This is a genomic window from Xanthomonas sp. AM6 (assembly GCF_025665335.1).
Taxonomy (GTDB): Bacteria; Pseudomonadota; Gammaproteobacteria; order Xanthomonadales; family Xanthomonadaceae; genus Xanthomonas_A.
In genome coordinates this window covers 3,731,420-3,750,657 of record NZ_CP106869.1, presented here as the reverse complement: position 1 = coordinate 3,750,657, position 19,238 = coordinate 3,731,420, and the positions used below count along the sequence as shown (strand labels likewise).

Below are 19,238 nucleotides of genomic sequence, written 5' to 3'. Positions count from 1 at the left end.
CGACCATGACGAAGAAATATTCGTTGGGCTTCGTGGGCCGCAAGGCCGGCATGAGCCGCGTCTTCACCGAAGACGGCCGCTCCATCCCGGTGACCCTGATCGAAGCGACCCCGAACCGCATCACCCAGCTCAAGACCGTCGAAAGCGATGGCTACAGCGCCGTGCAGATCACCGTGGGCGCCCGTCGCGCCGCGCTGGTCAACAAGCCTGCCTCCGGCCACTTCGCCAAGGCGAAGGTCGAAGCCGGCCGCGGCCTGTGGGAGTTCCGCGTTGAAGACGCGCAGCTGGGCGATTACGCCATCGGCGGCGAGATCAAGGCGGACATCTTCGAGGTCGGCCAGAAGGTCGACGTCCAGGGCGTCACCAAGGGCAAGGGCTTCCAGGGCACCATCAAGCGGTACAACTTCCGCATGGGCGATGCCACCCACGGTAACTCGCTGTCGCATCGCGCGCCGGGTTCGCTGGGTCAGCGCCAGACCCCGGGTCGCGTTTTCCCGGGCAAGAAGATGTCCGGCCACATGGGCGCGGTGCAGCAGAGCACGCAGAATCTGGAAGTGGTCAAGGTCGACGTCGAGCGTGGCCTCATCGCCATTCGCGGCGCTGTGCCTGGCGCTGCCGGTGGCGACGTGATCGTGCGTCCGGCTAGCAAGGCATAAGGAGAGATGACGATGGAACTCGTTATCACGGGTAGCAACAACAAGGTCTCGGTCTCCGACGCCGTGTTCGGTCGCGATTTCAGCGAGGATCTGGTCCACCAGGTCGTCGTCGCCTATCGCAACGCCGGCCGCGCCGGCACCAAGGCGCAGAAGACGCGTTCGGAAGTCAACGGCACCACCAAGAAGTCGAAGAAGCAGAAGGGCGGTGGCGCTCGCCACGGCGCGCTGACCGCTCCGATCTTCGTCGGCGGCGGCGTGACCTTCGCGGCCAAGCCGCGCAGCTTCGAGCAGAAGGTGAACCGCAAGATGTATCGCGCCGCGATCTGCGCGATCCTTTCGGAGCTCAACCGCCAGGGTCGCCTGATGGTCGTCGACGCGTTCGACGTCGAGGCCAGCAAGACCAAGGGCCTGATCGAGAAGCTGAAGGGTCTGGAAGTGGGCAAGCGTCCGCTGATCGTGACCGAAGAAGCGTCCGAGCATCTGTACCTGTCGGCGCGCAACCTTCCCTACGTGGAAGTGCGTGACGTGCAGGGCCTGGATCCGGTGTCGCTGGTCGGGGCCGACACGGTCGTGATCACCGCCGATGCGGTCAAGAAGGTCGAGGAGTGGCTGGCATGAGCAGCAACGAAAAAATCTTCAGCGTGCTGCGTGCCCCGCGTGTCTCCGAAAAGACCGCGCGCCTGCAGGAACTCTCCAATCAGTACGTCTTCGAGATCTCGAGCGAAGCCACCAAGGCCGATGTCAAGGCCGCGGTCGAGCAGCTGTTCGACGTCAAGGTCGAGTCGGTCAACGTGTTGAACGTCAAGGGCAAGAACAAGTCCTTCCGTTCGCGCAGCGGTCGTCGCGGCGATTGGCGCAAGGCGTACGTGCGTCTGGCCGAAGGCCAGTCCATCGACGTAACGGCCAAGGCCTGAGGTCCATCCCATGCCATTGATGAAATTCAAACCCACTTCTCCCGGCCGTCGTTCGGCCGTGCGCGTGGTCACGCCCGAGCTGCACAAGGGCGCCCCGCACGCTGCGCTGGTGGAAAAGCAGAGCAAGTCCGGTGGTCGTAACCACCACGGCCGCATCACCACCCGCCACGTCGGCGGTGGCCACAAGCAGCATTACCGCGTCATCGACTTCAAGCGCAACAAGGAAGGCATTCCGGCGCGCGTGGAGCGGATCGAATACGATCCGAACCGCACCGCCCATATCGCCCTGCTGTGCTACGCCGACGGCGAGCGCCGCTACATCATCGCGCCGAAGGGCCTGAAGGCCGGCGATCAGGTGATCGCGGGTTCCGATGCGCCGATCAAGACCGGCAACACGCTGCCGCTGCGCAACATCCCGGTCGGTACGACGGTACACGGCATCGAGCTGAAGCCGGGCAAGGGCGCGCAGATCGCGCGTGCCGCCGGCGCCGCGGTGCAGCTGGTCGCGCGCGAAGGCATCTACGCCACCCTGCGTCTTCGCTCCGGCGAAATGCGCAAGGTGCCGGCCGAGTGCCGCGCCACCATCGGTGAAGTCGGCAACGACGAGCACAACCTCGAGAAGCTGGGCAAGGCGGGCGCCAAGCGCTGGCGCGGCGTGCGTCCGACCGTTCGCGGTGCGGCCATGAACCCCGTCGACCACCCGCACGGTGGTGGTGAGGCGAAGGCCGGTCAGGGTAATCCGCATCCGGTCACCCCGTGGGGCGTGCCGACCAAGGGTTACAAGACGCGCCATAACAAGCGCACCGAACAATTCATCGTCCGCGATCGTAGGGGCTAATCGACCATGGCACGTTCACTCAAGAAAGGCCCGTTCGTCGATCACCACCTCGTCAAGAAGGTGGAGGCCGCGGCCGGCAGCAAGCGTCCGATCAAGACCTGGTCGCGTCGTTCGATGATCCTGCCGGAGATGGTGGGCTTCACCATCGCCGTGCATAACGGCAAGAACCACGTTCCGGTGCTGGTCAACGAGAACATGGTCGGCCACAAGCTCGGCGAATTTGCCGTCACCCGGACCTTCAAGGGTCACGGTGGCGACAAGAAGTCGAGCCGGTAAGGAGAGATGACGATGGAAGCGAAAGCAATCCTGCGCACTGCGCGCATCTCCCCGCAGAAGGCCCGCCTGGTCGCCGACCAGGTGCGCGGTCTTTCCGCCGAGCGGGCGGTCAACCTGCTGAAGTTCTCGGACAAGAAGGCTGCCCACCTGATCAAGAAGGTGGTGGAGTCGGCGATCGCCAATGCCGAGAACAACCAGGGCGCGGATGTCGACGAGCTGAAGGTCAAGACCATCATGGTTGATGAAGGTCCGACCCTGAAGCGTTTCATGGCGCGGGCGAAAGGCCGCGGTACCCGCATCCTCAAGCGCACCAGCCACATCACTGTGGTTGTGGGCGCCGCCAAGTAAGCGGAAAGGAAAAGACGATGGGTCATAAAGTTCATCCGATTGGAATCCGCCTGGGTGTCTCCAAGGACTGGAATTCCAAGTGGTACGCCAACAAGGGCGAGTTCGCCGGTTACCTGGCAGCCGACCTCAAGGTTCGCGAAATGCTGCGCAAGAAGCTGGCGCAGGCGGGCATCAGCAAGATCCTGATCGAGCGTCCGGCCAAGACCGCGCGCGTGACGATCCACACCGCCCGTCCGGGCGTGGTGATCGGCAAGCGCGGTGAGGACATCGAGAAGCTGCGCAAGGAAGTGAGCGAGATGATGGGCGTCCCCGCCCACATCAACGTCACCGAAGTGCGCAAGCCGGAGCTGGATGCGCAGCTGGTCGCCGAGTCGATCGCGCAGCAGCTGGAGCGTCGCATCATGTTCCGCCGCGCGATGAAGCGTTCGGTCGGCAACGCGATGCGCCTGGGTGCCCTGGGCATCAAGGTCAACGTCGCCGGCCGCTTGAACGGTGCGGAAATCGCCCGTTCCGAGTGGTACCGCGAAGGCCGCGTGCCGCTGCATACGCTGCGTGCCGACATCGACTATGGCTTCGCCGAAGCCAAGACGACCTACGGCATCATCGGCATCAAGGTTTGGATCTACAAGGGCGAGATCTTCGATTTCTCCCAGGTTGGCCAGGAAAAGCAGGACGATTCCCCGCGCAACGATCGTAACGATCGCGGCGACCGTGGTGACCGTCCGTCGCGTCCGGCTCGTGAAGCGAGGTAACGGCAATGTTGCAACCCAAGCGAACCAAATACCGCAAGATGCACAAGGGCCGTAACGACGGCCTGGCATGGAGCGGCAACGCCGTCAGCTTCGGCGAGTACGGGCTGAAGGCCACCGCGCACGGTCAGCTGACCGCGCGCCAGATCGAAGCGGCGCGCCGCTCGATCAGCCGCTACGTCAAGCGCGGCGGCAAGATGTGGATCCGCGTGTTCCCGGACAAGCCGATCACCAAGAAGCCGATCGAAGTGCGAATGGGCTCCGGTAAGGGTAACGTCGAGTACTGGGTCGCCCAGATCCAGCCCGGTCGCATGATCTATGAAATCGAAGGCGTCGGCGAAGATGTCGCGCGCGAGGCGTTCCGCCTGGCCGCTGCCAAGCTTTCGGTGACCACCACCTTCGTGACCCGGACGGTACGCTGATGGACATCAAACAACTCCGCGAGAAGTCGGCTGACGATCTGAAGGCCCACCTGACCGATCTGCGCAAGGAGCAGTTCGCCCTGCGCATGCAGCAGGTCACCGGGCAGCTGCCGAAGACCCACGAAACCCGCCGGGTGCGCCGCGAGATTGCTCGCGTGAAGCACCTGATCGGCAGCACGAAGTAAGGATGGCCGCCATGAGCGACACTAACGAAAGCAAGACGCTGCGCACGGTCGAAGGCCGCGTCGTCAGCAACAAGATGGACAAGACCGTCACCGTGCTGGTGGAGCGTCAGGTCAAGCATGCGCTGTACGGCAAGTACATCAAGCGCTCGACCAAGCTCCACGCCCACGACGCCGACAACGCCTGCAACGAAGGCGATGTGGTGCGGGTGACCGAGATTGCGCCGATGTCCAAGACCAAGAACTGGCGGGTGGTCGAAATCGTCACCCGTTCGGCCGAATAAGGGAGATCTGAATCATGATCCAGATGCAGAGCTACCTCGACGTCGCCGACAACTCCGGTGCCAAGGAAGTGATGTGCATCAAGGTGCTCGGCGGCTCCAAGCGCCGCTACGCGCACATTGGCGACATCATCAAGGTCACCGTCAAGGACGCGATCCCGCGCGGCAAGGTCAAGAAGGGCGAAGTCTACGACGCCGTCGTGGTGCGTACCCGCAAGGGTGTGCGTCGTCCCGACGGTTCGCTGATCCGCTTCGACGGCAACGCTGCGGTGTTGCTCAACAACAAGCAGGAGCCGATCGGCACGCGTATCTTCGGGCCTGTTACCCGCGAGCTGCGTTCCGAGAAGTTCATGAAGATCGTCTCGCTCGCTCCTGAAGTGCTGTGAGCGGAGGACATACACATGGCTAACCGTATCAAGAAGGGCGACCAGGTCGTCGTCACTACCGGCAAGGACAAGGGCAAGCAGGGCGAAATCGTCCGCGTCGACGGCGATCGCGTGATCGTCTCCAACGCGAACATCGTCAAGCGCCACACCAAGCCGAACCCGCAGGCGGGCGTCGCCGGCGGCGTGGTCGAGCGTGAAGCGTCGATCCATATCTCCAACGTGGCGATCGTCAACCCGGCAACGGGCAAGGGCGAGCGCGTTGGCTTCAAGGTGCTGGAGGATGGACGCAAACTGCGTGTGTTCCGCTCCAGCGGTGAGGCGCTCGACGCCTGAGGAATGACACAATGAATTCCCGTCTCGAAAAGATCTACAAGGAAGAAGTGGTACCGGCTCTGATGAAGAAGTTCGGTTACACCAATCCGATGCAAGTGCCGAAGCTGGTCAAGGTCACGCTGAACATGGGCGTGGGCGAGGCGGCGACGAACAAGAAGATCCTGGAAAACGCCGTGGCCGACATGGCCAAGGTCTCCGGCCAGAAGCCGGTCGTCACCAAGTCGCGTATCTCGGTGGCGTCGTTCAAGATCCGCGATGGCTGGCCGATCGGCTGCAAGACCACGCTGCGTCGCGCCAAGATGTACGAGTTCCTGGACCGCCTGATCAACATCTCGCTGCCGCGCGTGCGCGACTTCCGCGGTGTCTCGGGTCGCTCGTTCGACGGCCGCGGCAACTTCAACATGGGCGTGAAGGAGCAGATCATCTTCCCGGAAATCGACTTCGACGCCGTCGATGCGATCCGCGGCATGGATATCGCCATCACCACCACCGCCAAGACCGACGCCGAAGCCAAGGCGCTGCTCGAAGCGTTCAAGTTCCCGTTCCGTAACTGACCGACAGCCGGGATTCGGGATTCGGGATCAGGGATGAAAGGGCGCTGCGCCCGCCACATCCCGGGTTCTGCAAATCTCCAATCCCCAATCCCGAATCCCGAGGATTTACAGATGGCAAAGACCTCCATGGTCAACCGCGACATCAAGCGGAAGAAGCTGGCGAAGAAGTTCGCCGACAAGCGCGACGCGCTGAAGAAGATCATCGCCGCCGACAGCTCGTCCTACGACGAGAAGGCCGAGGCCGTGGTCAAGCTGCAGAAGCTGCCGCGCGATTCGTCGCCGAGCCGCCAGCGCACCCGTTGCGAGCTGTCCGGCCGTCCGCGCGCCGTGTACCGCAAGTTCGGCCTCGGCCGCAACATGCTGCGCAAGGCAACGATGAACGGCGACGTGCCCGGCCTGCGCAAGGCCAGCTGGTAAAACAGCCGGCGGTTCCCGGCTCCGCTTGCGGAGCCCGGGGCAGGGCGGTCGCACGCTCGTGTGGCGTAAAACAACGAGTCCGACGCAAGTCGGACTTTTTGTCGTATAATCCCGCTCCTTGCCTGCGCCTGGCCGGGCGGGTTGCTGCAGGCCCTGGCCTTCTCCAGGAACGTTCCACGCTCCACATCACCGCGTCATTCCACAGCTTCACATCACAAGATTTTCGCGAAAGCGGATATCGGTGCACTCAAAGGTAGACACCATGAGCATGACTGATCCCATCGCCGACCTGCTGGTCCGCATCAAGAATGCGGCCGCGGTTGGCAAGCCGACGGTGAAAATGCCGTCCTCCAAGATCAAGGTTGCGATCGCGGAAGTGCTGAAGGCCGAAGGCTACATCAGCGACCTGCGCGTCAACGCGATCGAGAACAACAAGTCCGAACTGGAAATCGTGCTGAAGTATTTCGAGGGCCGTCCGGTCATCGATACGCTCAAGCGCGTGTCGCGTTCGGGCCTGCGCCAATATCGCGGCAAGGCCGAGCTGCCGAAGGTTCTCGGCGGCCTGGGCGTTGCCATCATTTCCACGTCCAAGGGCATCATGACCGATGCGCAGGCCCGTCAGGCCGGCGTCGGTGGCGAAGTCCTGTGCTTCGTGGCCTAAGGGAAGGAGTACTCAAATGTCCCGCGTAGCCAAGAAGCCGATTTCCCTCCCGAAGGGCGTCGAACTGAATGTCCAGCCCGAGCTGGTGAGCGTCAAGGGCCCGAAGGGCACCCTGTCGCTGCCGAAGCCGGCCGGCGTCGAAATCAAGCAGGAAAACGGTGTCGCCACGCTGTCGGCGAACGACCCGTCGCAGATCGCCATCACCGGCACCGTTCGCGCGATCCTGGCGAACATGGTGCACGGCGTGTCCGAAGGCTTCGAGCGCAAGCTCGAGCTGGTCGGCGTCGGCTACCGCGCCACGATGCAGGGCAAGGACCTGAGCCTGGCGCTCGGTTTCTCGCACCCGGTCGTGTTCAAGGCGCCGGAAGGCATCACCCTGGCCGCCCCGACTCAGACCGAGATCGTGGTGCAGGGCGCCGACAAGCAGCGCGTCGGCGAAGTCGCCGCCAAGATCCGCGGTTTCCGTCCGCCGGAGCCCTACAAGGGCAAGGGTGTGAAGTACGCCGGTGAAGCCATCATTCGCAAGGAAGCCAAGAAGGCGTAATGCAGCTCCTTTGCGGGGAGCCCGGCCGTATGGCCGGGCCCCTCGATGCAAAGGCCTGTTCTCCTTCAGCTTCCGTAGGACATAGACATGACCATCAACAAGAACATCGCCCGCCTGCGCCGCGCCAAGTCGACCCGTGCGCACATCCGCGAACTCGGCGTCGCCCGCCTGTCGGTGCTGCGCACCGGCCAGCACCTGTACGCGCAGGTCTTCACTGCCGACGGTTCCAAGGTGCTCGCCGCGGCGAACACCCTGCAGGCCGACGTCAAGGACGGCCTGAAGAACGGCAAGAACAGCGATGCGGCCGCCAAGGTCGGTAAGCTGATCGCCGAGCGCGCCAAGGCCGCGGGCATCGAGAAGGTCGCCTTCGACCGCTCGGGCTACCGCTACCACGGCCGCATCAAGGCGCTGGCCGACGCCGCGCGCGAAGGCGGCCTGCAGTTCTGATCCTTGCGGGCGCGGCGTCCACGCCGCGCCCGACCTGCCGATGCGGGCTGCATCGGACCTTGGCGCGCCTTCTGCGCGCGCCCGGGGAGCACGGTTCCAGTCAACAACTACAAGCGGCATACAAGCCGTAAATCTTTCAACTACCAAGGAATACACAATGGCTGAAGAACAGCGTGCACCGCGGGGTCGTGATCGCGACCGCAACCGCGAAGAGAAAGTCGACGACGGCATGATCGAAAAGCTGGTCGCGGTCAACCGCGTCAGCAAGACGGTCAAGGGCGGTCGCCAGTTCACCTTCACCGCGCTGACCGTGGTCGGCGACGGCAACGGCAAGATCGGTTTCGGTTACGGCAAGGCGCGCGAAGTGCCGGTCGCGATCCAGAAGTCGATGGAGTATGCGCGCAAGGGCATGCTCAACATCGACCTGAACAACGGCACCCTGTGGCACCCGGTGAAGTCCGGCCACGGCGCGGCGCGCGTGTTCATGATGCCGGCCTCCGAAGGTACCGGCGTCATCGCCGGCGGCGCGATGCGCGCCGTGCTGGAAGCGGTCGGCGTCAAGAACGTGCTGGCCAAGGCGGTCGGTTCGCGCAACCCGATCAACCTGGTGCGCGCCACGCTGCGCGGCCTGGAAGACATGCAGTCGCCGTCGCGCATCGCGGCCAAGCGCGGCAAGAAGGTGGAGGAACTCAACCATGGCTAATGAGTCCAACAAGACGGTGAAGGTGCGCCTGGTGCGCGGCCTTCGTGGTACCCAGTCGCGTCACCGCCTGTCGGTGCGTGCGCTGGGCCTGAACAAGCTCAACGATGTGCGTGAACTGAAGGACAGCCCGCAGGTGCGCGGCCTGATCAACAAGGTTCAGTACCTCGTCCAGGTTGAGGAGTAAGCGACCATGACTTTGCATCTGAATGATCTGAAGCCCGCCGACGGCGCGCGCACCGAGCGCACCCGCGTCGGTCGCGGCATCGGTTCGGGCCTGGGCAAGACCTGCGGCCGCGGCCACAAGGGTTCGTTCGCGCGCAAGGGCGGCGGCAAGATCAAGGCCGGCTTCGAAGGCGGCCAGACCCCCATGCAGCGTCGTCTGCCGAAGATCGGCTTCCGTTCCAAGATGGCCAAGGACACCGCCGAAGTGCTGTCCTACCAGCTGGACAACCTGCCGGAAGGCGAGATCGATTTCGCCGCGCTGCGCGCCGCGAAGCTGGTCCCGAGCACCGCGAAGAAGGCCAAGGTGGTCCTCAAGGGCGAACTGACCAAGAAGTTCGTGCTCAAGGGCGTCGCCGCGACCGCCGGTGCCAAGGCGGCAATCGAAGCTGCCGGCGGCAGCGTGCAGGAGTAACACGCAGATGGCGCAGGCTGGCATGGGTAACCTCGGCGGCGGGCTCGGCAAGTTCACGGAACTTCGCCAGCGCCTGTTGTTCGTTCTCGGCGCATTGATCGTCTACCGCATCGGCTGCTACGTGCCGGTGCCGGGCGTCAATCCCGAAGCCATGCTTGCGCTGATGCAGGCGCAGGGCGGCGGCATCGTGGACATGTTCAACATGTTCTCGGGCGGCGCCCTGCACCGTTTCAGCATCTTCGCGCTGAACGTGATGCCGTACATCTCGGCATCGATCGTGATCCAGTTGGCCACGCACATCTTCCCGTCGCTGAAGGCGATGCAGAAGGAAGGCGAGTCCGGCCGACGCAAGATCACCCAGTATTCGCGCATCGGCGCGGTGTTGCTGGCGGTGGTGCAGGGCGGCAGTATCGCCCTGGCGCTGCAGAACCAGACCGCACCGGGCGGCGCGCCGGTCGTGTACGCGCCGGGCATGGGCTTCGTGCTCACCGCCGTGATCGCGCTGACCGCCGGCACCATCTTCCTGATGTGGGTCGGCGAGCAGGTCACCGAGCGCGGCATCGGCAACGGCGTGTCGCTGATCATCTTCGCCGGCATCGTCGCCGGCCTGCCGGCGGCGGCGATCCAGACCGTGGAAGCCTACCGCGACGGCAACATGAGCTTCATCTCGCTGCTGCTGATCGTGCTGACCATCCTCGCCTTCACCCTGTTCGTGGTGTTCGTCGAGCGCGGGCAGCGGCGGATCACGGTGAACTACGCGCGCCGCCAGGGCGGCCGCAACGCGTACATGAACCAGACCTCGTTCCTGCCGCTGAAGCTGAACATGGCCGGCGTGATCCCGCCGATCTTCGCCTCGAGCATCCTCGCCTTCCCGGCGACGCTGTCGATGTGGTCGGGCCAGGCCGCCTCCAACAGCACCTTCGGCAGCTGGCTGCAGCGCATCGCCAACGCGCTGGGCCCGGGCGAGCCGGTGCACATGATCGTGTTCGCCGCGCTGATCATCGGCTTCGCGTTCTTCTATACCGCGCTGGTGTTCAACTCGCAGGAAACCGCGGACAACCTGAAGAAGTCCGGCGCGCTGATCCCGGGCATCCGCCCCGGCAAGGCCACCGCCGACTACGTCGACGGCGTGCTGACCCGCCTGACCGCGGCCGGCTCGCTGTACCTGGTGATCGTGTGCCTGCTGCCGGAAATCATGCGCGCGCAGCTCGGCACCTCGTTCCATTTCGGCGGCACCTCGCTGCTGATCGCGGTCGTGGTGGTGATGGACTTCATCGCGCAGATCCAGGCGCACCTGATGTCGCACCAGTACGAAAGCCTGTTGAAGAAGGCCAACCTCAAGGGTGGCTCGCGCGGCGGCGGTTTCGCCCGCGGTTGATTGCTATAATTTGACTTCCTTCCGCGAAGACGCCCCGGTTCCCGGGCGCAGTCTTCCGACTTGAAGGGCGGCCCGTGCAGCGGTCTCGTGCGCGGGTGAGACGTGGTGGTCCTGCGCTGGAGTAGCGCGGGCGGCCGAGGTGGATCCTCACCCTGGCCAACGACGTCCGGCGCCGGAGCATGGGCACACTCCCCATGCCGGGCCTGCGGAACCGAAAGGTTCCACGGGCTTCCATGTAACCCGAGACCTTGCTAGACTTACAAGTTCACTTTTTGATCCATCCTGCCGGATGGCGCCGCAGTGCGCCGTCGGGCCATCACTCAGTTGGAGAACCGCGTCATGGCGCGTATTGCAGGCGTCAACCTGCCAGCCCAGAAGCACGTCTGGGTCGGGTTGCAAAGCATTTTCGGCATCGGCCGTACCCGTTCGAAGAAGGTCTGCGAAGCCGCAGGCGTGACCTCGACCACCAAGATCCGTGACCTGTCCGAACCGGAAATCGAGCGCCTGCGCCTCGAAGTCGGCAAGTACATCGTCGAAGGCGACCTGCGTCGCGAAGTGGGCATCGCCATCAAGCGGCTGATGGACCTGGGCTGCTACCGCGGCCTGCGTCATCGTCGTGGCCTGCCGCTGCGTGGTCAGCGCACCCGCACCAACGCCCGCACCCGCAAGGGCCCGCGCAAGGCGATCAGGAAGTAAGGGACAGACATGGCTAAGCCCGCAGCAGCAAAGACCAAGAAGAAGATCAAGCGCGTCGTCACCGACGGCGTCGCCCACGTCCACGCTTCGTTCAACAACACCATCGTGACCATCACCGACCGTCAGGGCAATGCGTTGTCCTGGGCGACCTCCGGTGGCGCCGGTTTCCGCGGTTCGCGCAAGTCCACGCCGTTCGCGGCGCAGGTTGCCGCCGAGAAGGCCGGGCGCGCTGCGCTCGACTACGGCGTGAAGTCGCTGGAAGTGCGCATCAAGGGCCCGGGTCCGGGTCGCGAGTCCGCCGTCCGTTCGTTGAACAACGTCGGATACAAGATCACCAACATCATCGACGTGACGCCTATCCCGCACAACGGGTGCCGTCCGCCGAAGAAGCGTCGCGTCTAAAGGAGCGATAAGAAATGGCTCGTTATATCGGTCCTACCTGTAAGCTCGCGCGCCGCGAAGGCGCCGATCTTTCCCTCAAGAGCCCGGCGCGTGCGCTGGACTCCAAGTGCAAGCTGGAGCAGAAGCCCGGCCAGCACGGCGCGACCGCCCGCAAGGGCAAGCTGTCCGACTACGCCACCCAGCTGCGCGAGAAGCAGAAGGTCAAGCGTATCTACGGCCTGCTGGAGCGTCAGTTCCGCAACTACTACAAGAAGGCCTCGACCAAGAAGGGCAACACCGGCGAGAACCTGCTGCAGCTGCTGGAAACCCGCCTGGACAACGTCGTCTACCGCATGGGCTTCGCCGTCACCCGCCCGGCCGCGCGCCAGCTGGTGTCGCACCGTGGCGTGCTGGTCAACGGCAAGTCGGTGAACCTGGCCTCGTACCAGGTCAAGGCCGGCGACGCGATCGCCCTGTCGGAAAAGGCCCAGAAGCAGCTTCGCGTGCAGGAAGCGCTGACCGTTGCCGAAACGCACGACCTGAACCCGTCCTGGGTCGAGGTCGATTCGAAGAAGTTCAGCGGCATCTTCAAGGCCGTGCCGGATCGTGCGGACCTGCCTGCCGACATCAACGAAGCGCTGATCGTCGAGTTGTATTCGAAGTAATCACATTGGAGAGCCTCCGGCAACGGAGGCTCGTCAGGAGAACCCGCAACATGACGGTTACCGCCAACCAGGTTCTGCGCCCCCGTGGGCCGCAGATCGAACGCCTTACCGACAACCGCGCCAAGGTCGTAATCGAGCCCTTGGAGCGTGGTTATGGGCATACGCTGGGCAATGCCCTGCGTCGCGTGCTGCTGTCCTCGATTCCCGGCTTCGCGATCACGGAAGTCGAGATCGACGGCGTGCTGCACGAGTACACCACGGTCGAAGGGCTGCAGGAAGATGTGCTGGAAGTCCTGCTCAACCTCAAGGACGTGGCCATCCGCATGCACACCGGCGACAGCGCCACGCTGTCGCTGTCCAAGCAGGGCCCGGGTGTGGTCACTGCCGCCGACATCAAGACCGACCACAACGTCGAGATCCTCAACAACGACCACGTGATCTGCCACCTGACCAAGGACACGGCGATCAACATGCGTCTGAAGATCGAGCGTGGCTTCGGCTACCAGCCGGCCGCCGCGCGCCGCCGTCCGGACGAGGAAACCCGCACCATCGGCCGCCTGGTCCTGGATGCGTCGTTCTCGCCGGTACGCCGCGTCGCCTACGCGGTCGAGTCCGCCCGCGTCGAGCAGCGCACCGACCTGGACAAGCTGGTCCTGGACATCGAGACCAACGGCACCATCGACGCCGAGGAAGCCGTGCGCACCGCCGCCGACATCCTCAGCGACCAGCTGTCGGTGTTCGGCGACTTCACCCATCGCGACCGTGGCGCGGCCAAGCCGGCCAGCAATGGCGTGGATCCGGTGCTGCTGCGTCCGATCGACGACCTGGAACTGACCGTGCGTTCGGCCAACTGCCTGAAGGCCGAGAGCATCTACTACATCGGCGATCTGATCCAGAAGACCGAAGTGGAGCTGCTCAAGACCCCGAACCTCGGCAAGAAGTCGCTGACCGAGATCAAGGAAGTGCTGGCCCAGCGTGGCCTGTCGCTCGGTATGAAGCTGGAGAACTGGCCGCCGGCCGGCGTCGCCCAGCACGGCATGCTCGGCTGAGCATCCGCCCCTGGCCGATGCCGCACCGGCATCGGCCGCCGGGGATGCATGTCTGGCCACGGATGGCCGGGCAGGGCTCTGCGGAGCCCGGTAGTCCCCAGGGATGGACGCGCAGTCGCTCCTAGCGACGCTCGCGCAGCATCAGTTGCACACCTACGTCGACGGGTCTTCAAGCCCGCGGCGTTGTCCGGTCAGGGACGGCCGGCTCGGACCATCCGCAGTCCATTGTTCAACGCCAGGACGGCGACAGCGATCTCCAGCAGTTTCAACCTTCCATAGGAACCAAGACCATGCGTCACCAGAAATCCGGCCGCAAGTTCAACCGCACCAGCGCCCATCGCCAGGCGATGTTCTCCAACATGGCGGCCTCGCTGTTCAAGCACGAGCTGATCAAGACCACCTTGCCGAAGGCCAAGGAACTGCGTCGCGTCGCCGAGCCGCTGATCACCATCGCCAAGGTCGATGGCGTCGCCAATCGCCGTCTGGCCTTCTCGCGCCTGCGCGACAAGGAAGCGGTGGGCAAGCTGTTCGTCGAGCTGGGCCCGCGTTACCAGTCGCGTCCGGGCGGCTACCTGCGCATCCTCAAGTGCGGCTTCCGCGCCGGCGACAACGCGCCGATGGCGTACGTCGAGCTGGTCGATCGCCCGACCGCGATCGCCGAGGAAGTGGCCGAGTAATTCCGGCCCGCACCGCGTCAGCAAGAAGCCCGGCATGTCCGGGCTTTTTTGTGCCCGTGCGGCGGATACGCTGCATGCAGGCGGGCGCCGCCGCAGGCCGACCGCCGACGGGCGGCACATGGTGGCGAGGCGGGCGATGGCGGATAATGCCCGAATCGTTCATGTGAGCCCGACCCGATGAACCCGTTCCGCTGGAGTTTCCGCGCGCAGTTCCTGCTCGGCTTCCTGAGTTGCGCCGCGCTGCTGGGCTATGCGATCTACGTGCAGCTGCAGCTGGGCATCGAGCCCTGTCCGCTGTGCATCTTCCAGCGCATCGCGTTCGCCGCGCTGGGGCTGCTGTTCCTGCTCGGCGCCTTGCACGGCCCGGCGCGCAGCGGCGGGCGCAAGGTCTATGGCGTGCTGGCGTTCCTGGCCGCGGCCATCGGCGCCGGCATCTCCGCCAAGCACGTGTCGGTGCAGCTGTTTCCCGACCCGATGGCGTCCTGCGGGCCGCCGCTGAGCTTCCTGCGCGAGACGCTGGGGCCGTTCGAGGTGATGCGCCGGGTGCTGACCGGGACCGGCGACTGCGGCAACATCGATTGGCGCTTCCTCGGCCTGTCGATGCCGATGTGGTGCCTGATCTGCTTCGTGCTGCTGGCGGTGTTCGCGCTGTATGCCGGGTTCAAGACCAGGCGGCGGTCGCTGCATTGAGGGTTGCGCGGCGTACCGTGCCCCAGGTGCCTGGCTAGGGCCCTGCGGTATCGCCTTCCTGTAGGAGCGGCTTCAGTCGCGACAGGCGTTACCGGGAAGGCCCGTCGCGACTGAAGTCGCTCCTACAGGGATTGCGCTGGGCGCCGCGCCGCTGTGCGTGCCAGCGCATCCAGGCCGGCCCGCGTCGCGGGAGCGGCCTGGTGCGGCCCGCCTCAGAAATCCTGCTGCAGGCTCAGGTACACGCCGCGGCGCGGCGCCCATTGCGGGGCGAACACGCCGATGCCGCCGCCGTCGCGCAGCTGGTAGCTGCGATCGAGCACGTTGAGCACCGCCAGTTGCGTGTGCAGCGGATGCGCGCCGAGCGCGAAGTCGTGGCCGGCGCTGAGGTTCAACTGGAAATACGCCGGCAGCTCGGCGCCGTTGGGCACGGTGTCGGTATCGGTGCGCAGGCCGCTGCCGAACAGGTAGTTGGCGCCGATCCGGCTGTCGCCGGCAAGCGCGTAGTCGATGCCGCCGGAGGAGGTGAACTTCTGGTCGTGGTCCAGGTGGATCCAGTTGTCGTAGGCGTAGGCCAGCGCGTCGGGGTCGAAGTTGTACAGGCTGGTCATGACCCGCTTGCCCATCGCCTTGCTGTAGGCGGCGTTGAAGTAGGCGGTGACCGGCCCGTTGCTGTAGTCGGCGCTGAACTCCGCGCCGCGGATGCGGCCGTTGCGGTAGTTGAAGGTGGAGTAGACGTAGGCGGCGCCGAACTGGCCTTCGTCCTGCAGGCGGTCGGCCTTGCGGTAGTAGGTGTCCAGGCCCAGGGTCAGGTGCTCGTTGACCACCTGCGAGATACCCAGGTCGTAGTAGTCGCTGCGCTCGCTCAGCGGCGTGGTCGCGCCGCCGGCAGTGGACTGTTGGTTGGTGGTGCCGTCGTACAGGGCGATGTCGCTGGTGGAGATCAGTTCGCTGGCCGGCGGGGTGAAGTAGCGCGCGTAGCCGGCGTGCACGGTGGTGTCGGCGCCGGCTTGCCAGACCACGCCCAGGCGCGGGCTGAGCTGGCCTTCGGTGCTGCCGAAGGCCTTGTAGCGGTCGCCGCGCACGCCGTAGTTCACGGTCCAGTCGTCGCCGAGCTTCCACTCGTCCTGCAGGTACAGCGCGTAGGTGCTGGCGTGGAAGCGGCTGGCGTCGGCGATGAACAGCGGCACGTTGCCGGTCTGGTTGCCGTCGGCATCGGCGGGGAACACGTAGGAATCGTTGCTGGCGATGGCGTGCTCGAAATTGCCGTACAGGCCGTAGCGCAGGGTGTGCGCGTCGCCGAGCGGGGTGGAGAAGTCGGCCTGCACGGTGTTGGCGCGGTTGCTGCGGTCCACCTGCGAGGCGACGCCGTTGAAGATCAGGTCGCCGGCGACGTCGGGCGAGAACGCGACGCTGCTGTAGCGCTGCCCGGCCGACAGCTGGTAGCTGGTGGCGCCGAGCGCGCCCTGCAGCACCAGGGTGCCGAAGCGGGTGTTCTCGCGCTGGTCCTCGTCGAGCCTGGACGAATCGAAGCCGGTGCTGCCCAGGTAGTCGAACGCGGGCGTCTGCCCGGGATTGTTCGGGATCTGGAAGCGGTTGTTGGCGTAGCCGACCAGCAGGCTGAGCCGGGTGTTCTCGTCGATCAGATAGCTGAGGTCGGCGAAGCCCTTGCCCTGGTGCGAGGTGTCGTGCGTGGGACGGCGGCTGTCGACCGGATTCTCCAGGCCGTTCTTGTTCTGCGCGTAGTCGCCGGTGACGAACCAGCTCCAGCGGCCGCTGCTGCCCCACCAGGAGGCGTTCGGATTGAGCGTGCCGTAGGAGCCGCCGGTGAGGCCGATGCTGCCGCCGTCGCCCAGTTCCACGCCGTTCTTGGTGGTGATGTCGACCACCGCCGCGGTGCGGTCGCCGAACTGCGCCGGCAACGCGCCATCGAGCAACTTGATGCTCTTGATGGTGCGCGGGTCCAGGCTCTGGCCGAAGCCGGAGATCGACTCGGGGATCAGCACGCCGTTGATGCGGTACTGCAGGTTGGCATGGTCGCCGCGCACGTGGATGCCGCCGTACGAATCCTGGACCACGCCCGGCGCCTGCAGCAGCACCTGGTTGAGCGGGGTGGAGGCGCCCAGCGGCAGCCGCGCGATGTCCTCGGCGGTGATGGTGTACTGGCTGCTGCCGATGTCCGGCGACAGCGCGTTGCGCGCCGCTTCGAGCTTGGCGGTGACGGTGACCGCGTCCAGGTCGGTGGTGCGTTCGGGGCCGGTGTCGGCGGTGGCCGCGTCTGCGGCGAGGACCAGGCCGGGCGCGGCGAGCAGGACGAGGGCGATGGCGGTGGAGAGGGGGCGAGGAGTCATGGCAGTGCGACCGGGAAGAAAGGGGGAGGAGGGTTTTGTTATTGACTAACATTCTGCTTCCGCAGCGGCACCGGCGTAGGCCGGAAGTCACGTCCGGCATGGCGGGGTTGCTTGCCGTTCATGACTTGGCTGTCGCCGCTGCGATGGCAGCGTCCGCGACACGCAAGTGCTTTGCGTCGCGGCCAGGCTCTGCGAACATCGCAGGTTGCCGAGGAGTCCTTTCATGAACCTGTCCGTCCCCCCGATCGCGCCCGAATCCGTCCAGCCGTCCTGGACGCCCGCCAGCTGGCGCGGCAAACCCGCGCTGCAGATGCCGGTGTATCCGGACGCGCAGGCCCTGGAGGCGACGCTGGGCGAATTGCGCCACCTGCCGCCGCTGGTCACCTCGTGGGAGATCTTCGCCCTGAAGAAGCAGCTGGCCGAGGCGCAGGAAGGCAAGCGCTTCCTGCTGCAGGGTGGCGACTGCGCGGAGAACTTCAGCGACTGCGAATCGGGCACCATCTCCAACCGGCTCAAGGTGCTGCTGCAGATGAGCCTGGTGCTGGTGCACGGGCTGCGCCTGCCGGTGGTGCGGGTCGGCCGCTACGCCGGGCAGTACGCCAAGCCGCGCTCGGCCGATACCGAGACCCGCGACGGCGTGACCCTGCCCAGCTACCGCGGCGACGTGGTCAACGGCCCGGAATTCACCGCGCAGGCGCGCGTGCCCGACCCGCAGCGGATGATCACCGCGCACTCGCGTTCGGCGATGACGATGAACTTCGTGCGCGCGCTGATCGACGGCGGCTTCGCCGACCTGCACCATCCCGAGTACTGGAACCTGAGCTGGGTCGGCTATTCGCCGCTGGCCGAGGACTACCAGAAGATGGTGTCCTCGATCGGCGACGCGGTACGCTTCATGGAGACCCTGTCCGGCGCGCAGCTGTACAACCTCAACCGGGTCGACTTCTATACCTCGCACGAAGCGCTGCTGCTGCCGTACGAGGAAGCGCTGACCCGCGAGGTGCCGCGGCAGTGGGGCTGGTTCAACCTCAGCACGCACTATCCGTGGATCGGCATGCGCACCGCCGCGCTGGACGGCGCGCACGTGGAATATTTCCGCGGCATCCGCAACCCGATCGCGATCAAGGTCGGGCCGTCGGCGCAGCCGGACCAGTTGCTGCGCCTGATCGACGTGCTCAATCCCGAGGACGAGCCGGGCCGGCTGACCTTCATCCACCGCATGGGCGCGGCGCAGATCGCGCAGAAGCTGCCGCCGCTGCTGGACGCGGTCAAGCGCGACGGCCGCCGCGTGCTGTGGGTGTGCGATGCGATGCACGGCAACACCGAGAGCACCAGCAACGGCTACAAGACGCGGCGCTACGACAACGTGCTGGGCGAGGTGGAGCAGTCGTTCGACATCCACGCCGCGGCCGGCACGCGCCTGGGCGGCGTGCACCTGGAGTTGACCGGCGAGGACGTCACCGAATGCACCGGCGGCGCGCGCGAGCTGACCGAGCGCGACCTGGAGCGGGCGTACCGTTCCAGCGTGGACCCGCGCCTGAACTACGAGCAGTCGCTGGAGATCGCGCTGGCGATCGTGCGCAAGCAGAACGGCCGCAGCGTGCCGCTGACGACGGACTGACGCGCGCGGCCGAGCATGCGCGCGCGGGCTGGCGCGCGTCGCAAAGCCCGTGCACGGGCAGGGATGCCAGTCGGCGGCGTTTGTCCCAGTTCCCAGGTGCGTGGCAAGCGAGGGCGCGCAATGCGCGTACAGCCTGCCTAGTCGGGGCGCGGGTCGACTGGCGAAACCTTCGCAGCATTTTTGGCGGGCTCGGTGGGCTGCCCGTTGCCAGCAAGACCATGCGATGCGGTCCCGTACCGGCAGCGCCCGCTTGCCGCTGCGCCGCGCGCCGATCGCGCTGACCTGCAGCTTTCGCGGCGGGCTTTGCCGGGCGCCGCGTCGCAGCTCGTGGTGCCTTATGGCGATTGCATTCGCGTCGCGTGGCGTCATGCGTGAAGTGGATGCGCGT

General features: G+C 65.5%; 29 protein-coding genes. 28 read left to right on the top strand and 1 reads right to left on the bottom strand.

Features of this window, described 5'->3' with window-relative positions; all coding sequences use genetic code 11:
• Positions 1-5 precede the first annotated feature (5 nt).
• The 27 genes from rplC to OCJ37_RS15885 all read left to right on the top strand — a co-directional run bounded on the left by rplC (position 6) and on the right by OCJ37_RS15885 (position 14,881).
• Positions 6-656 (top strand): 50S ribosomal protein L3, encoded by a 651-nt coding sequence (rplC, locus tag OCJ37_RS16015; protein WP_184411724.1) that lies wholly within the window; start codon positions 6-8, stop codon positions 654-656.
• Between the two features lie 12 nt (positions 657-668).
• Positions 669-1,274 carry a 50S ribosomal protein L4 gene (rplD, locus tag OCJ37_RS16010; RefSeq protein WP_048490092.1) on the top strand — a complete coding sequence of 202 codons (606 nt, stop codon included), beginning with the start codon at positions 669-671 and terminating at the stop codon, positions 1,272-1,274.
• Positions 1,271-1,570 (top strand): 50S ribosomal protein L23, encoded by a 300-nt coding sequence (gene rplW / locus OCJ37_RS16005; protein WP_003470672.1) that lies wholly within the window; start codon positions 1,271-1,273, stop codon positions 1,568-1,570. Before rplD ends, rplW begins: the two co-directional genes overlap by 4 nt.
• A gap of 10 nt (positions 1,571-1,580) precedes the next feature.
• Positions 1,581-2,408, top strand: coding sequence for a 50S ribosomal protein L2 (gene rplB / locus OCJ37_RS16000; RefSeq protein WP_263110705.1), 828 nt, complete (start codon positions 1,581-1,583; stop codon positions 2,406-2,408).
• A gap of 6 nt (positions 2,409-2,414) precedes the next feature.
• The gene (gene rpsS / locus OCJ37_RS15995; RefSeq protein ID WP_003470666.1) at positions 2,415-2,684 is read left to right on the top strand and encodes a 30S ribosomal protein S19; all 270 of its coding nucleotides are present in this window, start codon (positions 2,415-2,417) and stop codon (positions 2,682-2,684) included.
• 12 nt (positions 2,685-2,696) lie between these two features.
• Complete coding sequence (gene rplV, locus OCJ37_RS15990) at positions 2,697-3,032, top strand: 50S ribosomal protein L22 (protein WP_003470663.1); 336 nt, start codon at positions 2,697-2,699, stop codon at positions 3,030-3,032.
• Positions 3,033-3,049: 17 nt separating this feature from the next.
• Positions 3,050-3,784, top strand: coding sequence for a 30S ribosomal protein S3 (gene rpsC, locus OCJ37_RS15985; RefSeq protein WP_003470660.1), 735 nt, complete (start codon positions 3,050-3,052; stop codon positions 3,782-3,784).
• 5 nt (positions 3,785-3,789) lie between these two features.
• Positions 3,790-4,203 (top strand): 50S ribosomal protein L16, encoded by a 414-nt coding sequence (rplP, locus tag OCJ37_RS15980; RefSeq protein ID WP_003470657.1) that lies wholly within the window; start codon positions 3,790-3,792, stop codon positions 4,201-4,203.
• Positions 4,203-4,388, top strand: coding sequence for a 50S ribosomal protein L29 (gene rpmC, locus OCJ37_RS15975; RefSeq protein ID WP_003470655.1), 186 nt, complete (start codon positions 4,203-4,205; stop codon positions 4,386-4,388). Before rplP ends, rpmC begins: the two co-directional genes overlap by 1 nt.
• A gap of 11 nt (positions 4,389-4,399) precedes the next feature.
• Entirely contained in the window at positions 4,400-4,669 is a 270-nt protein-coding gene (gene rpsQ / locus OCJ37_RS15970; RefSeq protein WP_179570572.1) for a 30S ribosomal protein S17, read from the top strand.
• Positions 4,670-4,683: 14 nt separating this feature from the next.
• Complete coding sequence (gene rplN / locus OCJ37_RS15965; protein WP_003486699.1) at positions 4,684-5,052, top strand: 50S ribosomal protein L14; 369 nt, start codon at positions 4,684-4,686, stop codon at positions 5,050-5,052.
• A 15-nt stretch (positions 5,053-5,067) separates the two neighbouring features.
• On the top strand, positions 5,068-5,385 hold the full coding sequence (rplX, locus tag OCJ37_RS15960) for a 50S ribosomal protein L24 (protein ID WP_009607346.1): 318 nt from the start codon (positions 5,068-5,070) through the stop codon (positions 5,383-5,385).
• A gap of 11 nt (positions 5,386-5,396) precedes the next feature.
• Complete coding sequence (rplE, locus tag OCJ37_RS15955; RefSeq protein ID WP_145701692.1) at positions 5,397-5,939, top strand: 50S ribosomal protein L5; 543 nt, start codon at positions 5,397-5,399, stop codon at positions 5,937-5,939.
• A 111-nt stretch (positions 5,940-6,050) separates the two neighbouring features.
• Positions 6,051-6,356 carry a 30S ribosomal protein S14 gene (rpsN, locus tag OCJ37_RS15950; protein WP_184411721.1) on the top strand — a complete coding sequence of 102 codons (306 nt, stop codon included), beginning with the start codon at positions 6,051-6,053 and terminating at the stop codon, positions 6,354-6,356.
• Between the two features lie 262 nt (positions 6,357-6,618).
• Entirely contained in the window at positions 6,619-7,017 is a 399-nt protein-coding gene (rpsH, locus tag OCJ37_RS15945) for a 30S ribosomal protein S8 (protein WP_145701691.1), read from the top strand.
• Positions 7,018-7,033: 16 nt separating this feature from the next.
• Positions 7,034-7,561 (top strand): 50S ribosomal protein L6, encoded by a 528-nt coding sequence (gene rplF, locus OCJ37_RS15940; RefSeq protein ID WP_228319171.1) that lies wholly within the window; start codon positions 7,034-7,036, stop codon positions 7,559-7,561.
• Positions 7,562-7,648: 87 nt separating this feature from the next.
• Entirely contained in the window at positions 7,649-8,008 is a 360-nt protein-coding gene (gene rplR / locus OCJ37_RS15935) for a 50S ribosomal protein L18 (RefSeq protein ID WP_263110704.1), read from the top strand.
• A gap of 157 nt (positions 8,009-8,165) precedes the next feature.
• On the top strand, positions 8,166-8,711 hold the full coding sequence (gene rpsE, locus OCJ37_RS15930) for a 30S ribosomal protein S5 (RefSeq protein WP_104557639.1): 546 nt from the start codon (positions 8,166-8,168) through the stop codon (positions 8,709-8,711).
• Positions 8,704-8,895 carry a 50S ribosomal protein L30 gene (gene rpmD / locus OCJ37_RS15925; RefSeq protein WP_005408214.1) on the top strand — a complete coding sequence of 64 codons (192 nt, stop codon included), beginning with the start codon at positions 8,704-8,706 and terminating at the stop codon, positions 8,893-8,895. Before rpsE ends, rpmD begins: the two co-directional genes overlap by 8 nt.
• A 6-nt stretch (positions 8,896-8,901) precedes the next feature.
• Positions 8,902-9,345: a 50S ribosomal protein L15 gene (rplO, locus tag OCJ37_RS15920; RefSeq protein ID WP_184411716.1), complete on the top strand. Its 444-nt coding sequence runs from the start codon at positions 8,902-8,904 to the stop codon at positions 9,343-9,345.
• A 7-nt stretch (positions 9,346-9,352) separates the two neighbouring features.
• A complete protein-coding gene (secY, locus tag OCJ37_RS15915; RefSeq protein ID WP_228319168.1) occupies positions 9,353-10,723 on the top strand; it encodes a preprotein translocase subunit SecY in 1,371 nt (456 codons plus the stop codon).
• Between the two features lie 339 nt (positions 10,724-11,062).
• Positions 11,063-11,419: a 30S ribosomal protein S13 gene (gene rpsM / locus OCJ37_RS15910; RefSeq protein WP_145701687.1), complete on the top strand. Its 357-nt coding sequence runs from the start codon at positions 11,063-11,065 to the stop codon at positions 11,417-11,419.
• A gap of 9 nt (positions 11,420-11,428) precedes the next feature.
• Positions 11,429-11,821 (top strand): 30S ribosomal protein S11, encoded by a 393-nt coding sequence (gene rpsK, locus OCJ37_RS15905; RefSeq protein ID WP_003470632.1) that lies wholly within the window; start codon positions 11,429-11,431, stop codon positions 11,819-11,821.
• A gap of 14 nt (positions 11,822-11,835) precedes the next feature.
• Positions 11,836-12,465, top strand: a complete 630-nt coding sequence (gene rpsD, locus OCJ37_RS15900; RefSeq protein ID WP_010340454.1) for a 30S ribosomal protein S4 — start codon at positions 11,836-11,838, stop codon at positions 12,463-12,465.
• 50 nt (positions 12,466-12,515) lie between these two features.
• Positions 12,516-13,514, top strand: coding sequence for a DNA-directed RNA polymerase subunit alpha (gene rpoA / locus OCJ37_RS15895; protein WP_263110692.1), 999 nt, complete (start codon positions 12,516-12,518; stop codon positions 13,512-13,514).
• 290 nt (positions 13,515-13,804) lie between these two features.
• A complete protein-coding gene (rplQ, locus tag OCJ37_RS15890; protein ID WP_003470628.1) occupies positions 13,805-14,191 on the top strand; it encodes a 50S ribosomal protein L17 in 387 nt (128 codons plus the stop codon).
• A 177-nt stretch (positions 14,192-14,368) separates the two neighbouring features.
• Entirely contained in the window at positions 14,369-14,881 is a 513-nt protein-coding gene (locus OCJ37_RS15885; RefSeq protein WP_263110691.1) for a disulfide bond formation protein B, read from the top strand.
• Positions 14,882-15,093: 212 nt separating this feature from the next.
• Here the strand turns inward: OCJ37_RS15885 and OCJ37_RS15880 are convergent, their stop codons facing one another.
• On the bottom strand, positions 15,094-17,229 hold the full coding sequence (locus OCJ37_RS15880; protein ID WP_263110689.1) for a TonB-dependent receptor: 2,136 nt from the start codon (positions 17,227-17,229) through the stop codon (positions 15,094-15,096).
• A gap of 223 nt (positions 17,230-17,452) precedes the next feature.
• Between OCJ37_RS15880 and OCJ37_RS15875 the strand changes: the two genes are divergently transcribed.
• Positions 17,453-18,850, top strand: a complete 1,398-nt coding sequence (locus OCJ37_RS15875) for a class II 3-deoxy-7-phosphoheptulonate synthase (protein WP_263110687.1) — start codon at positions 17,453-17,455, stop codon at positions 18,848-18,850.
• Positions 18,851-19,238 lie beyond the last annotated feature (388 nt).

Excerpts from the sequence above, each read along its gene's own strand:
- rpsN (WP_184411721.1), top strand. The coding sequence starts at position 6,051 with ATGGCAAAGACCTCCATGGTCAACCGCGACATCAAGCGGAAGAAGCTG.
- rplB (WP_263110705.1), top strand. The coding sequence starts at position 1,581 with ATGCCATTGATGAAATTCAAACCCACTTCTCCCGGCCGTCGTTCGGCC.
- rpsE (WP_104557639.1), top strand. The coding sequence starts at position 8,166 with ATGGCTGAAGAACAGCGTGCACCGCGGGGTCGTGATCGCGACCGCAAC.
- rpsQ (WP_179570572.1), top strand. The coding sequence starts at position 4,400 with ATGAGCGACACTAACGAAAGCAAGACGCTGCGCACGGTCGAAGGCCGC.
- rplC (WP_184411724.1), top strand. The coding sequence starts at position 6 with ATGACGAAGAAATATTCGTTGGGCTTCGTGGGCCGCAAGGCCGGCATG.
- secY (WP_228319168.1), top strand. The coding sequence starts at position 9,353 with ATGGCGCAGGCTGGCATGGGTAACCTCGGCGGCGGGCTCGGCAAGTTC.
- rplW (WP_003470672.1), top strand. The coding sequence starts at position 1,271 with ATGAGCAGCAACGAAAAAATCTTCAGCGTGCTGCGTGCCCCGCGTGTC.
- rplF (WP_228319171.1), top strand. The coding sequence starts at position 7,034 with ATGTCCCGCGTAGCCAAGAAGCCGATTTCCCTCCCGAAGGGCGTCGAA.
- rpsH (WP_145701691.1), top strand. The coding sequence starts at position 6,619 with ATGAGCATGACTGATCCCATCGCCGACCTGCTGGTCCGCATCAAGAAT.
- OCJ37_RS15880 (WP_263110689.1), bottom strand. The coding sequence starts at position 17,229 with ATGACTCCTCGCCCCCTCTCCACCGCCATCGCCCTCGTCCTGCTCGCC.
- rpoA (WP_263110692.1), top strand. The coding sequence starts at position 12,516 with ATGACGGTTACCGCCAACCAGGTTCTGCGCCCCCGTGGGCCGCAGATC.
- rpmC (WP_003470655.1), top strand. The coding sequence starts at position 4,203 with ATGGACATCAAACAACTCCGCGAGAAGTCGGCTGACGATCTGAAGGCC.
- rpsK (WP_003470632.1), top strand. The coding sequence starts at position 11,429 with ATGGCTAAGCCCGCAGCAGCAAAGACCAAGAAGAAGATCAAGCGCGTC.
- rpsM (WP_145701687.1), top strand. The coding sequence starts at position 11,063 with ATGGCGCGTATTGCAGGCGTCAACCTGCCAGCCCAGAAGCACGTCTGG.
- rplE (WP_145701692.1), top strand. The coding sequence starts at position 5,397 with ATGAATTCCCGTCTCGAAAAGATCTACAAGGAAGAAGTGGTACCGGCT.
- rplD (WP_048490092.1), top strand. The coding sequence starts at position 669 with ATGGAACTCGTTATCACGGGTAGCAACAACAAGGTCTCGGTCTCCGAC.
- rpsD (WP_010340454.1), top strand. The coding sequence starts at position 11,836 with ATGGCTCGTTATATCGGTCCTACCTGTAAGCTCGCGCGCCGCGAAGGC.
- rplR (WP_263110704.1), top strand. The coding sequence starts at position 7,649 with ATGACCATCAACAAGAACATCGCCCGCCTGCGCCGCGCCAAGTCGACC.
- rplN (WP_003486699.1), top strand. The coding sequence starts at position 4,684 with ATGATCCAGATGCAGAGCTACCTCGACGTCGCCGACAACTCCGGTGCC.
- rpmD (WP_005408214.1), top strand. The coding sequence starts at position 8,704 with ATGGCTAATGAGTCCAACAAGACGGTGAAGGTGCGCCTGGTGCGCGGC.
- rplP (WP_003470657.1), top strand. The coding sequence starts at position 3,790 with ATGTTGCAACCCAAGCGAACCAAATACCGCAAGATGCACAAGGGCCGT.
- rplQ (WP_003470628.1), top strand. The coding sequence starts at position 13,805 with ATGCGTCACCAGAAATCCGGCCGCAAGTTCAACCGCACCAGCGCCCAT.
- rplO (WP_184411716.1), top strand. The coding sequence starts at position 8,902 with ATGACTTTGCATCTGAATGATCTGAAGCCCGCCGACGGCGCGCGCACC.
- rplX (WP_009607346.1), top strand. The coding sequence starts at position 5,068 with ATGGCTAACCGTATCAAGAAGGGCGACCAGGTCGTCGTCACTACCGGC.
- OCJ37_RS15875 (WP_263110687.1), top strand. The coding sequence starts at position 17,453 with ATGAACCTGTCCGTCCCCCCGATCGCGCCCGAATCCGTCCAGCCGTCC.
- rplV (WP_003470663.1), top strand. The coding sequence starts at position 2,697 with ATGGAAGCGAAAGCAATCCTGCGCACTGCGCGCATCTCCCCGCAGAAG.
- OCJ37_RS15885 (WP_263110691.1), top strand. The coding sequence starts at position 14,369 with ATGAACCCGTTCCGCTGGAGTTTCCGCGCGCAGTTCCTGCTCGGCTTC.
- rpsS (WP_003470666.1), top strand. The coding sequence starts at position 2,415 with ATGGCACGTTCACTCAAGAAAGGCCCGTTCGTCGATCACCACCTCGTC.
- rpsC (WP_003470660.1), top strand. The coding sequence starts at position 3,050 with ATGGGTCATAAAGTTCATCCGATTGGAATCCGCCTGGGTGTCTCCAAG.